Annotated in this window: 13 protein-coding genes; all 13 read left to right on the forward strand. The window is 45.9% G+C overall.

Annotated features, from left to right (window positions below):
- The first annotated feature begins 26 nt into the window (after positions 1-26).
- The 13 genes from rplQ to JWH17_RS02340 all read left to right on the forward strand — a co-directional run bounded on the left by rplQ (position 27) and on the right by JWH17_RS02340 (position 12,125).
- The gene (rplQ, locus tag JWH17_RS02280; protein ID WP_205220935.1) at positions 27-416 is read left to right on the forward strand and encodes a 50S ribosomal protein L17; all 390 of its coding nucleotides are present in this window, start codon (positions 27-29) and stop codon (positions 414-416) included.
- An 80-nt stretch (positions 417-496) separates the two neighbouring features.
- On the forward strand, positions 497-1,270 hold the full coding sequence (locus JWH17_RS02285) for a YkgJ family cysteine cluster protein (RefSeq protein WP_205220936.1): 774 nt from the start codon (positions 497-499) through the stop codon (positions 1,268-1,270).
- A 207-nt stretch (positions 1,271-1,477) separates the two neighbouring features.
- Positions 1,478-2,272, forward strand: a complete 795-nt coding sequence (rpsB, locus tag JWH17_RS02290; protein ID WP_205220937.1) for a 30S ribosomal protein S2 — start codon at positions 1,478-1,480, stop codon at positions 2,270-2,272.
- Positions 2,273-2,406: 134 nt separating this feature from the next.
- A complete protein-coding gene (gene tsf / locus JWH17_RS02295) occupies positions 2,407-3,000 on the forward strand; it encodes a translation elongation factor Ts (protein ID WP_205220938.1) in 594 nt (197 codons plus the stop codon).
- 170 nt (positions 3,001-3,170) lie between these two features.
- Entirely contained in the window at positions 3,171-3,881 is a 711-nt protein-coding gene (gene pyrH / locus JWH17_RS02300; protein ID WP_205220939.1) for a UMP kinase, read from the forward strand.
- A gap of 230 nt (positions 3,882-4,111) precedes the next feature.
- The gene (gene frr / locus JWH17_RS02305; protein ID WP_205220940.1) at positions 4,112-4,669 is read left to right on the forward strand and encodes a ribosome recycling factor; all 558 of its coding nucleotides are present in this window, start codon (positions 4,112-4,114) and stop codon (positions 4,667-4,669) included.
- Between the two features lie 21 nt (positions 4,670-4,690).
- On the forward strand, positions 4,691-5,440 hold the full coding sequence (gene uppS / locus JWH17_RS02310; RefSeq protein WP_319549943.1) for an undecaprenyl pyrophosphate synthase: 750 nt from the start codon (positions 4,691-4,693) through the stop codon (positions 5,438-5,440).
- Positions 5,437-6,234, forward strand: coding sequence for a phosphatidate cytidylyltransferase (locus tag JWH17_RS02315; RefSeq protein WP_205220941.1), 798 nt, complete (start codon positions 5,437-5,439; stop codon positions 6,232-6,234). Before uppS ends, JWH17_RS02315 begins: the two co-directional genes overlap by 4 nt.
- Positions 6,231-7,397, forward strand: a complete 1,167-nt coding sequence (locus JWH17_RS02320; protein WP_205220942.1) for a 1-deoxy-D-xylulose-5-phosphate reductoisomerase — start codon at positions 6,231-6,233, stop codon at positions 7,395-7,397. The genes JWH17_RS02315 and JWH17_RS02320 overlap by 4 nt, the downstream gene beginning before the upstream one ends.
- A 34-nt stretch (positions 7,398-7,431) precedes the next feature.
- Positions 7,432-8,517, forward strand: a complete 1,086-nt coding sequence (gene rseP / locus JWH17_RS02325) for an RIP metalloprotease RseP (protein ID WP_205220943.1) — start codon at positions 7,432-7,434, stop codon at positions 8,515-8,517.
- Positions 8,502-9,224: a tRNA (adenosine(37)-N6)-threonylcarbamoyltransferase complex dimerization subunit type 1 TsaB gene (gene tsaB / locus JWH17_RS02330; protein WP_205220944.1), complete on the forward strand. Its 723-nt coding sequence runs from the start codon at positions 8,502-8,504 to the stop codon at positions 9,222-9,224. Before rseP ends, tsaB begins: the two co-directional genes overlap by 16 nt.
- 27 nt (positions 9,225-9,251) lie before the next feature.
- Positions 9,252-10,340 carry a flavodoxin-dependent (E)-4-hydroxy-3-methylbut-2-enyl-diphosphate synthase gene (gene ispG / locus JWH17_RS02335; protein ID WP_205220945.1) on the forward strand — a complete coding sequence of 363 codons (1,089 nt, stop codon included), beginning with the start codon at positions 9,252-9,254 and terminating at the stop codon, positions 10,338-10,340.
- Positions 10,341-10,409: 69 nt separating this feature from the next.
- Positions 10,410-12,125, forward strand: coding sequence for a proline--tRNA ligase (locus JWH17_RS02340; protein WP_205220946.1), 1,716 nt, complete (start codon positions 10,410-10,412; stop codon positions 12,123-12,125).
- Positions 12,126-12,145 lie beyond the last annotated feature (20 nt).

A 12,145-nucleotide genomic window follows, 5' to 3' on the forward strand; every position in this document is an offset into this window, starting at 1 on the left:
CTTACACCACGTAGAAGGACAGGATAATGAGACATAGAAAAGCAGGTCGTAAGCTTAATCGTACAACCGCACATCGAAAAGCAATGCTTCGTAATATGGTTACCTCCTTATTGGAACATGAGCGGATCGTAACAACCGTACCCAAAGCTAAAGAAGCACGTCGGGTAGCCGATAAAATGATTACTTTAGGCAAACGGGGCGACCTTCATGCAAGGCGACAAGCTCTTGCCTATATACGCTCTGATGAAGTTGTGAATAAACTTTTTAACGAACTGTCTGAGCAATACATGGATAGGCAGGGTGGGTATACTCGAATTATCCGCACTGGTACCCGCGCCGGTGATGCCGCGCCCATGGCGATTATTGAACTCGTCAATTATCAGGAAAGTCTTGAAGGCGAAACTTCAGACGATTGATAGATTGTGATTGTTGAATACAAAAGCTGGTATGAGAAATCATACCAGCTTTTTTTTTGTTATTTATTTGAGGTATAGTCATGGGGCAAGCAAATCCACCTGATATGCTCCTGGAAGGGCGCACCCTTGTAGACAAAGGGCCCTTTACTTTTCATTGCCATCCTGGCGTAAGTTGCTATTTAAAATGCTGCCATAATGCCGAAATTTATTTATTTCCTTACGACGTACTTCGTCTTAAGCAACATTTAAATCTGCATTCCGCTCAATTCCTCCGTCAATACACACGTATAGGGGAAGGTAGTCATCCTTTTTTTCCAGGGGTTATGTTGAATATGGCTTCGGCAGAAGGGTTGCCTTGTCCATTTTTATCCAATGAAGGGTGCACTGTGTACCGGGACCGACCGTCAGCCTGTCGTACCTACCCTCTTGAAAGAGCTGTTGAACAATTGAATGATACCACAAGGCTTAAAGTTCATTATTTTATGACTCATCACCCTTATTGCAAAGGTCATTTCGAACAAAAAACCTATACCATTAAAAAATGGGAACGTGATCAAGGTTTGTACGAGTTCAATTTGTTTAATGAACTTTGGGCGGAAGTTGATGCTTTTTTCGCCTCTAATCCTTGGCGTGGCGAAGGGGAAGCAGGACCTTTGCAGCAATTGGCATTCATGGCCTGCTATAATATCGATGATTTTCGATCATACGTAGAACAACACAGGTTGGTGCAGCAGTTTAGAGTAGATAAAGTGGTGCGTAATCGTATAAAGAAAGATGATTCAGCGCTCCTTAAATTTGGATTCCAATGGCTACAGTTTTATCTTGGTCGGAAACCAACCCTTGTTCCAAAATAATTTTTCACACTATTTTTTTCTTCCTGATACCTGCAAAAGGTTTCTTGATTTTTTACTGATGTATGATAGAGTAATCAGCTTTGTTTGATACATGCCACTGCAATCAGCGGTGGCTTAACACACACATTCCGCTCGCCACATGGTGTTTCACACAAGTGAGATTTGGCTCAGGAATGGAGGAATAACCATAAAACCAGGAGATTTATTATGGCACAAATTACAATGCGGCAGATGCTGGAAGCAGGACTTCATTTTGGTCATCAGACCAGGCGATGGAATCCTAAAATGAAACCGTATATCTACGGTCCTCGTAACGGCATTTATATTGTAAATCTTGATGTAACAATGAAAATGTTCCGCAAGGCCTATAGCTATATTGCAGATGTTGTAGCTGACGGTGGTTCGGTACTCTTTGTTTGCACCAAGCGTCAGGGACAGTCCATTATCAAGGAAGAAGCACAACGCAGTGGCATGTACTTTGTCAACCACCGTTGGCTGGGTGGCATGATGACCAACTTTCAAACCATTAAGAATTCTGTTGATAGGCTCAAAAAAATCGAAAGCATGCAGGAAGACGGTTCTATTAACCGGTTCCCCAAAAAAGAAATCCTGCAAATGGAGAAAGAAAGAGTCAAGCTCGACAGGAATATTGGTGGTATTAAAAACATGCGGAGTTTGCCTGATGTCCTCTTTATCATCGATCCTAATAAAGAGGATATTGCAGTTAATGAGGCTCAGAAACTGGGCATACCTGTAGTTGCTCTCACCGATACCAACTGTAATCCCGATGGCGTTGATTATGTTATTCCAGGCAATGATGATGCTATCCGTGCCATTAAACTTATGACTTCAACTATCAGTCAAGCTATCTTAGAAGGTAAAGAACGTCGCGGCGAAGAAACACCTGTCAGCAATGATGAACTTGAAGCTGCGATGACAGTTGACGCCGTAGAGCAAGCTGCCGAATCCGCACCTTCTCAGGATTCACCAGCAGCCGAATAATTTTCAGGCCTTTGCCTGTTTTAATACAATTCAATAAGGCTTTTTTACGGCCTTATTGTTGTCCAGTCGAACATTATGTATACCCGCAACATTTTTGCTATGCGGTTGAAAGATAGATATTAGGAGATGCTAAAGTGAAGATTACAAGCCAAATGGTCAAAGAGCTTCGTGACAAGACCAATGCCGGGATGATGGATTGCAAAAAAGCTCTAGGCGAGACTGAAGGCGATATGGAAAAAGCGGTTGACCTGCTTCGTCAAAAAGGCTTAGCCGTTGCTGCAAAACGTGCTGATCGTGCGACCTCAGAGGGTGTTATTGAAGCATACATCCACGGTGGAGGTAAACTTGGTGTTATGATTGAGGTAGGGTGCGAAACCGACTTCGTCGCTAAAACCGATGATTTTAGAAATTTTGCCAAAGATATTGCTATGCATGTCGCAGCTGTTAATCCGGTTTCTATCAGTAGAGAAGAAGTACCTCAAGAACTGATTGATCGTGAAAAAGACATCTATACAAAACAAGCACTCGATTCGGGTAAACCTGAACAGATTGTTGAAAAAATCGTTACCGGTAAAATTGAAAAATATCTTTCTGAAATTTGTCTGTTAGAACAAAAATTTGTAAAGGATCCTGACTTGACCGTCCAGGATAAACTTAATGAATTGATTGCTAAGATGGGCGAAAATATTTCTGTTAAAAATATTGCTCGTTTTCAGATCGGAGCGTAACACTCTTCTCCATTGCTGTTATACGTTTCAGGAAAACCGTTAACCCGGTTTTCCTGAACCCTTTCACTCCCCATTGGCAGGCTTATGTAGTGAATGCCTGTAGTGTCAATCCGTGGCAAGACATTCCGTATCAGTATTTCCTCTCTTCAACATCAAAGTAGGTCGATAACATGACATTTAAGAGAATACTCTTGAAAATAAGCGGTGAGGCCCTCATGGGAGATAATTCCTATGGTATCAGTACAGAGGTGATTCGATTTTTGTCATCTGAAATAAAAAAAGTGCACGACCACGGAATTGAAATTGCCATGGTTATCGGTGCAGGTAATATTTTTAGAGGGGTAGCAGGGGCTGCTAAGGGCATGGACCGAGGCTCAGCAGATAATATGGGTATGCTAGGGACGGTGATAAATTCCCTTGCTGTCCAAGATGGTCTTGAGACCGTAGGTATACCGTGTAAAGTTATGTCTGCCATAACCATGCTTAATGTGTGTGAACCCTATGAAAGAGTGAAGGCGCTTGATCATCTTGGTAATAACCGAGTGGTTATTTTTGCAGCAGGTACCGGTAACCCATATTTTACCACAGACACTGCCGCTGTTCTCCGTGCTCTAGAAATTAAAGCGGATGTCATTATGAAGGCAACAAGGGTTGACGGTGTCTACGATAAAGACCCCGAAGTTTATCCCGATGCACAGAGGTATACAACTCTGAGCTATAATAAAGTCCTTCGTGATGATCTCAAGGTCCTTGATGCTGCCGGTATTTCCCTGGCAAGAGATAACGAACTGCCGATCCTTGTATTTAATATGAAGGAAAGTGATAATATTACAAAGGCAGCGCTTGGCGCCGAAGGAATTGGTAGCCTGATTAGTGCATAATGCTGTATAGTTATCTGCTCATGATGTATGAGCCTGTTGATGTACGGTCATTTTGTCCAATTTCTTCGGTATACTGAATAATAATCCCTGAAACAGCTATTATATGCCTGTGATTATTAATCAGATATACCTCGATCTCGAACGATAACCATAGTAATCATTAAGCTCATTTATGGGTAAGCTGAATAGTAAGATTTTTAGATATTAATAAACACTGAGGAGCGTCTCTCATGGCCAGTGATATTATACAACAAATGAATTCTAAGATGGAAGCAAGCATTGATGCCTTTAAGCGTGAACTGGTTAAGATTAGAACCGGAAGAGCGTCTTTAGCATTGCTTGACGGGGTTAAAGTTGATGCCTACGGTTCGCAAATGCCAATGGATCAGGTCGGTACACTCACCATTCCAGAATCAAGTATGATTGCCATCAAACCGTGGGATCCGCAAATGTTGCCTGCCATCGAAAAAGCAATTCTTGCCTCTGATTTAGGATTGACGCCGGCCAATGACGGCAATGTTATCCGCCTTAATATTCCGCCTCTTACTGAAGAACGTCGTAAAGAGCTGGTAAAGCAAGTCAAAAAAATTGGTGAGGAGTTTAAGGTGGCCATCCGTAATGTACGCCGCGAAGCCAATGACTCTTTAAAAAAGATGAAAAAAGAAAAAGAGATATCTGAAGATGATATGTTTCGTCTTCAGGATGATGCGCAAAAGGCAACCGATGATTTTATTAAAGAAGTCGATAAAATCGTCAGCGGTAAAGAGAAAGAGGTTATGGAAGTCTAATTCCATCCTGAAATTTTAAAAGTGACTACTTCATCAAAATCGAACCTGGTACCACGCCACATTGCCATCATCATGGACGGCAACGGCAGGTGGGCTGAGCAGCGTAATCGCCCCCGTCTTTTTGGCCATAAAGCCGGCGTTGACTCAGTGAGAGAAATTGTCGAAGCCTGCCGGGAGCTTGGCGTCGAATATCTCACCCTGTATGCGTTTTCTACAGAAAACTGGAATAGGCCGCAAAGTGAAGTCTCAGGATTGATGCTTCTTTTGAAAACATATCTAATTGGAGAGCTTAAGAACATGCTCTCCAACGATATTCGATTGCGTTGCCTGGGCCAACAGGAGCGTCTCCCTCGAGAAGTACGTGAGGTATTGCAACAGACTGTAGAATCAACAGCCTCCTGTCAGACGATGAACCTGAATCTTGCTTTGAGCTATGGCGGTAGAATGGAACTTATTCATGCCATCCGGCAACTCGCAGGGAAATGTGTTGACGGCGATTTGCTTCCAGAGGAGATCAATGAACAGGTTCTCTCGGACCATCTGTATACCGCCGGACAAGTGGACCCGGATCTGGTTATTCGAACTGGTGGCGAGTGTAGACTCTCCAACTTTTTGTTATGGCAGGCATCGTATGCTGAGCTTTATTTCACTGATTTGAAATGGCCGGAATTCAAAAAAGAGCAACTCCTCGAAGCCATAGATGTTTTTAACCAAAGGCAGCGAAGGTTTGGTAAAACCGGAGCGCAACTGGATTTGGGGAATCAGAAATGAGTCGAGTCCTTCCCGGCGTCTTGATGGCTGCTTGCTGCCTGGCTTTGCTCGCTTGGGGATCTGTACTTCTTATTCAGACCATCTTTGTGCTGGTTGCGGCTTGCGGTCTGCTTGAATTTTTTCGAATGACATGCCCTTGGCTCAAAGGTCCTACCCTTTGCCTTACCATTTTGGTCGCTCTTGTTCCTGTCGGTTGTTCTTTTTTCGGTGCTATCGAATATGTTTTAGCAGGGGTTGTTGCCAGCCTTATAGGTACAGTGCTTATTGTCCTTAAAAAATACACTCACTTTGATAACGTGTATACGTACTTGAGCACCGTATTTTTCGGTACTTTTTATGTCTCTGCATTGCTAGCTCACCTTTCCCTTCTCAGTGGCGTCGAACATGGCGCATCCTGGCTTATACTTTTGCTTGCACTAACGGCCGGGTCGGATACAGGTGCCTATTATGTAGGCAAGACTTTTGGTAAGAAAAAACTTCTCCCCACAGTCAGCCCCAAAAAAACCATTGCCGGTGCCATAGGTGGTTTGAGTATCGGTACAGGAGTAGCTGTGCTCATTATGCTCCTCTTACCGCTTCAACTCCAGTTAAGTCGCCTTCTCCCTGCTGCTGCTGTGCTTATTGTTATCGGCATGATCGGTGACTTGGCTGAATCCGCCATCAAGCGATCCTTTCACGTCAAAGACTCAGGTACTATTTTGGCAGGTCATGGTGGTTTTTTGGATCGTATTGACAGTCTTTTGTTCGCCGGTCCGGTACTTTTTTATTTCGTCTGGTGGGGGTTACTGGGATGAAAACAATATCTCTCTTGGGATCGACCGGGTCGATCGGTAAAAACGTACTTGCCGTAGCTCGTCGTTTTCCTGAGCAATACCGTATAGCTGCACTAACAGCCGGCAGCAATATTCACCTCCTTGCCGAACAGGTTCGTGAATTCCAGCCGGAGCTGGTGTGTATCGGCAAAGAGGGGCTTGTTGACGATCTGACAGCCCTTTTGCCTGCAGATTTTCAGGGACGGATTATGAGTGGTAATGCCGGCAACTGTGTTGCCGCAGCTCTTGATTGCGTAGATATGCTAGTCTCTGCAGTGGTTGGAAGTGTCGGGCTCTTGCCTGCGCTTGCCGCTATCGAAGCAGGTAAAGATATTGGGCTTGCCAACAAGGAAACTCTGGTTATGGCCGGCAGTCTCATCATGCAGCGGGCAAAAGAAGCGGGCGTTCGGCTTTTTCCCATTGATTCCGAGCACAGTGCCATCTTTCAAGCACTTGAAGCCGGGAGAAAACAAGATGTTAAAAAGCTCCTTTTAACCGCCTCCGGCGGTCCCTTCAGGCTCCTTGAAAAAGACAAATTGCATAAGGTCACCCCGGATCAGGCATTATCCCATCCCAACTGGGACATGGGACGAAAGATTTCCATAGATTCTGCGACACTTATGAACAAGGGGCTGGAGGTAATTGAAGCACGCTGGCTGTTTGATGTCACCCCGGACCAGATAGAGGTCGTTGTGCACCCACAGTCAGTGGTTCACTCACTGGTTGAATATCTGGATGGTTCTGTGGTTGCACAACTAGGTATCCCTGATATGCAGATTCCTATTGCCTATGCTTTGTCTTATCCGGAACGCTTAGATCTCAAACTCTCCCAACTGGACCTCATCCAGTGCGGCAAGTTAACCTTTGAAGCACCTGATGGTGGCCGTTTTCCTGCCCTGCAGATGGCCTATGATGCCCTCGCAGCAGGAGGGGTGCAACCAGCAGTACTCAATGCCGCCAATGAGGTTGCCGTAGATGCATTCCTTGATGGACGTATTGGATTTACTGCTATTACCAAGGTTGTGGCCATTGCCCTTCAAGAGGCTGCCTCTGGAGATGACATGAATCTCGATGCAATTCTCGCCGCCGACCATGAAGCTCGCCAGATAGCTTTGGATGCAATCGATCGCATCTGTAGCTGCTGATTTTCAGTACTTATTATTACACACATTTTTCCATATGAACTCCCTGTTTTCTCTTATACTTGTTCTAGGTATCCTCATTTTTGTTCATGAACTCGGTCATTTCCTTATTGCAAAGGCATTTGGGGTCAAGGTATTAAAGTTTTCTCTGGGGTTTGGCTCCAAGGTGGTGAGCCGTACCTGGGGGGAAACAGAATACCTTATCAGCGCTTTTCCTCTAGGCGGGTACGTGAAAATGTATGGTGAACATGTCGGGGACACTGTTAACAATCAAGAACAGCACCGTTCATTTGCTCATAAACCTGTCTGGCAACGATTCTGCATTGTTTTCGGAGGGCCGTTGTTTAACCTGTTGTTTGCTGTTTTCCTCTTTTTTTGCATGTTTAACTTTATCGGGTTACCGGAATCGGTTGACACAACGGTGATAGGCGAGGTTTCGGTTGACTCTGCAGCAGAAAAAGCAGGGCTGCAACCGGGGGACGATATCGTTTCAATCAATAGCCGACAGGTTCAATCATGGATGGATGTATCTGAGTTAATTAAAGCCAGTGGTGGCAATCCGGTGACCCTTGTCGTGAACCGCGAAGGAGAACAGCTGACCATTTCCGCCCAACCTGCAATGCAACAGGTAAAAAATTTGTTTGGCGAGGAAGTCGGTCAGCGGTATATGCTTGGCATTGTCCGTGACGAGATACTCGAATATACGGATGTTTCCTTGCTCGAATCCGGTAAAGCGGCATTCGTACAGACCTGGAACTTATCCTATTTAACCGTTATGGGGATCGTGAAAATGATCCAGCGCATTATTCCTGCCAGTGAACTTGGCGGCCCTATTCGTATTGCCGAAATTGCAGGCCAGCAACTGGAAGCGGGTTGGATGAATCTTGCTTATTTTATGGGGTTACTCAGTGTTAATCTTGGGATATTGAATCTACTGCCTATACCTGTTTTAGATGGGGGACATTTGGTTTTTTTAACCCTGGAAGGGATTCGTCGCAAACCACTCGATGACCGCACCATGGAAATCAGTCAGAAAATAGGGATTGCTCTGTTGGGAACGTTGATGGTTTTTGTATTTTATAATGACATAGCAAGGATCGTGCAACGTTGGCTGGCTCCCTGATTCTTTCCATCGAAACAGCCACCGGATGTGGCAGTGTTGCTTTAACATCCGGGAATATCTATGAAGGCCGTCTGGTAACCGAGTGTACCCATCGTCCTGATATTACCCATTCAAGACGCTTACTGGGAAGTATACAGCAGATAATGGTGACTGCAGAGGTCACTTGGGACCAACTCGACGCCGTAGCCGTCAGTTACGGACCAGGTTCCTTTACCGGGCTTCGCATAGGTATGGCTGCTGCTAAAGGGATAGCGATGGCCGCTGATATCCCGGTACTTGGAGTTGCCTCACTGGATGGACTCGCGGTGCAGTGTATGGAAACGACCAAACAGGTCTGCTGTGTTCTTGATGCACGGAAGGGACAAGTTTATAGCGCTTTTTACAGGTATGATTCCATGACACGAAGCATGCAACGACAAGGGGCAATCGAGGCCTTGACGCCCGAGGAACTGATGTTGCGGATTGACCAGCCCACTGTTTTAGGGGGGCCGGGGGGAAAACCGTATCAGGATCTATTTCTCTCCAAACCTATGGTGGAAGTGTTGCCTGATACATGTATACAGCCGAGAGCCTCATTCATTGGGTTTCTCGGGGCCGAACAGCTTCAAAAAGGTGATATTCCTCCTCCAGATACGCTGACCCCATTGTATACTCGTGCGTCAGAGGCGGAAATAAATACCCAAAAAAAGAAAACCGGCAACCATTGAGCCCCTTTAGTTAAAAGGCTGTACCCTATGATTATCCGTAAAAAAACTCGTCAGATACATGTTGGTAATGTTGCCATTGGTGGTGACGCGCCCATCGTGGTCCAGTCGATGACCAATACAGACACCGCTGACGTGGAGTCAACCGTAGAGCAGATTCACCGTTTGCAAGATGTCGGTTGTGAGCTGATACGAGTGGCAGTTCCTGATGTCGATGCTGCCCGCGCTATTACCGAAATTCGTTCGCGGATTGCCATTCCTTTGATTGCAGATATCCATTTTGATTCCCGGCTGGCTGTCGAGGCACTTGAGCACGGTGCTCAGGCTATCCGAATTAATCCCGGCAACTTGGGAGGGGAAGACAAATTAGCCAGGGTTGTCGATGCCGCTAAATTGCATGGGGTTTCCATCAGGGTAGGAGTTAATTCAGGCTCCATTGAAAAAGATCTTCTCCAGCAATACGGATACCCGACCCCGGAAAAACCTGATGCCCTTATTCAGAGCGCATTGAGAAATGTCGCTCTTCTGGAAAAACATCGTTTTTTTGATCTGAAAATTTCCATAAAATCATCAGATACCTTGACAACTATCGCTGGTTACCAGCAGCTTGCTGCCGTCACTGACTACCCGTTACATGTTGGAGTGACAGAGGCAGGAGGTTTAATACCCGGGACCGTGAAATCAAGTGTTGCCTTAGGGATTCTTTTTTACGATGGTATTGGTGATACCTTTCGCGTGTCATTAACCCGTGATCCGATTGAAGAAATCAAGGTCGGTTACGAACTGCTTCGTTCGCTCCGTATCCGTGAACGAGGTCCGGAAATGATCTCTTGTCCAACCTGTGGCCGTACCCGGATAGATTTGTTCAGTCTTGCCGAAAAAGTAGAGCAGCACCTGCAGACCATGGAGAGTAACCTGAAGGTTGCTGTGATGGGATGTGTGGTCAACGGACCGGGGGAAGCAAAAGAAGCTGATATCGGCATTGCCGGTGGAAATGGGGTAGGTATCATTTTTAAAAAAGGCGAAATTTTAAAGAAATTACCGGAAAAAGAACTACTCCCTGTCTTTTTAGAAGAGCTTGATAAAATGGAACAGGAACGAAAACAAAAACAAGGTTGAACTGGTTCCTGACCCAAAAAGAATTTTTATATTTGTTGCTTGAACACCACCTAGTCCGGAGAACAATCCATGAGATATTCACAACTGTTATTGCCCACAACCAAGGAAACACCTGCTGAAGCTGAAGTCGTCAGCCACCAGTTACTGTTACGCGGGGGCTTTATCCGTAAATTAACCTCAGGAATGTATACGTATTTGCCGCTGGGGCTCCTTGTTCTCCAGAAGGTAACTGAAATTGTTCGCCAGGAGATGAACAATGCTGGAGCACAGGAAATACTGATGCCCATGGTCCAGCCCGGTGATTTATGGAAGGAATCCGGCCGATGGAAAAAATATGGGCCCGAATTGCTCCGCTTTCAGGATCGCCATGCGCGGGATTACTGCCTTGGTCCCACCCACGAGGAAGTCGTTACTGATATTGCCCGCAAAGAGCTGCACTCGTATAAACAACTCCCGGTGAATTTGTATCAGATTCAGACAAAATTCAGGGACGAAATCAGACCCCGATTCGGTTTGATGCGGGGCCGTGAATTTGTAATGAAGGACGCCTATTCTTTTGATGTGGATGATGACGCGGCCAGTAAAAGTTATGAAATCATGCGTGATGCTTACTACCGCGTCTTTGAGCGGTGCGGCCTCGATTTTCGGGCTGTGGAGGCAGATTCAGGTTCCATCGGGGGGTCTTATTCCCATGAATTTATGGTCCTGGCAGATACCGGTGAGGATACGCTGGTCACCTGCAAGTCATGCAGCTATGCGGCCAATGTGGAAAAGGCAGCCATTGCCCCGCCTGCAGAAGAAGCCGTCATTGTCCAAGATCTTCCCCAGATGGAAAAAGTAGCAACTCCTGGAACCAAGAAAGTCGATCGTGTAGCTGAACTATTGCAAATTAGTGCCAAGGATATTGTGAAAACAATGTTTTACCTTGCCGATGACGTGGTGGTTGCAGCCCTTGTAAGGGGAGATCGAGTGGTACAGAGCGTTAAATTGAAAAATCTGTTAGATGCCGACGACGTGGAACCGGTTGCCGAAGAAGAGGTCTGGTCGCGGACTAAATTGCCTGCCGGCTATCTTGGGCCGGTTGGACTGGAGATGAAGGTGGTGGCTGATCATGAGATTATGGGAATGGCAAGCTGTGTGACGGGTGCCAATGAAAAAGGACATCACTTGCAAGGGGTGGTCCCCGGGCGTGATTTTACCCCTGATATTGTAGGCGACCTTCGCCAGATAACCACCGAGGATAATTGTCCGCTTTGCGGGGGTGCTTTGGGATTGACCGAAGGAATAGAGGTCGGCCATATTTTTAAGCTGGGTACGGGGTACTCCGAATCCATGAACGCCACCTTCCAGGATAACGAAGGAGGTGAACAGCATTTTGTGATGGGGTGTTACGGTATCGGAGTTAGTCGTGTCGTAGCTGCAGCCATAGAACAAAATCATGACCGGAATGGGATTATCTTTCCTGTTCCCATGGCTCCCTTTCAGGTAATTGTCCTTAACCTCAGTCTCAAGAATGAGGGGACTTGCAAAGCAGCCGAAGACCTGTATCTTAACCTCAAACAGCAGGGATATGATGTCTTGTACGATGATCGTGATGAAAGACCTGGTTCTAAGTTCAAGGATGCAGATCTAATAGGTATCCCTTTCCGAGTGACAGTAGGCAAGACCTATGAAAAAAATGGTGAGGTCGAGGTCCTTATCCGTAAGGACGGAACAACTGCAGCCATACCCTATCCTGAGGCTGCCGAGTATGTTGGCCAACTTATTCAAAAGGGCCTGACTTGAGTTTTATCACAGGGGAGGGA

It is taken from the genome of Desulfogranum marinum (assembly GCF_016918565.1).
Lineage (GTDB): Bacteria > Desulfobacterota > Desulfobulbia > Desulfobulbales > Desulfobulbaceae > Desulfogranum > Desulfogranum marinum.

Bases quoted from the DNA above. Each gene is read 5' to 3' on its own strand.
- rplQ (WP_205220935.1), top strand. From the start codon at position 27: ATGAGACATAGAAAAGCAGGTCGTAAGCTTAATCGTACAACCGCACAT.
- JWH17_RS02285 (WP_205220936.1), top strand. From the start codon at position 497: ATGGGGCAAGCAAATCCACCTGATATGCTCCTGGAAGGGCGCACCCTT.
- rpsB (WP_205220937.1), top strand. From the start codon at position 1,478: ATGGCACAAATTACAATGCGGCAGATGCTGGAAGCAGGACTTCATTTT.
- pyrH (WP_205220939.1), top strand. From the start codon at position 3,171: ATGACATTTAAGAGAATACTCTTGAAAATAAGCGGTGAGGCCCTCATG.
- frr (WP_205220940.1), top strand. From the start codon at position 4,112: ATGGCCAGTGATATTATACAACAAATGAATTCTAAGATGGAAGCAAGC.
- JWH17_RS02315 (WP_205220941.1), top strand. From the start codon at position 5,437: ATGAGTCGAGTCCTTCCCGGCGTCTTGATGGCTGCTTGCTGCCTGGCT.
- JWH17_RS02320 (WP_205220942.1), top strand. From the start codon at position 6,231: ATGAAAACAATATCTCTCTTGGGATCGACCGGGTCGATCGGTAAAAAC.
- rseP (WP_205220943.1), top strand. From the start codon at position 7,432: ATGAACTCCCTGTTTTCTCTTATACTTGTTCTAGGTATCCTCATTTTT.
- ispG (WP_205220945.1), top strand. From the start codon at position 9,252: ATGATTATCCGTAAAAAAACTCGTCAGATACATGTTGGTAATGTTGCC.
- JWH17_RS02340 (WP_205220946.1), top strand. From the start codon at position 10,410: ATGAGATATTCACAACTGTTATTGCCCACAACCAAGGAAACACCTGCT.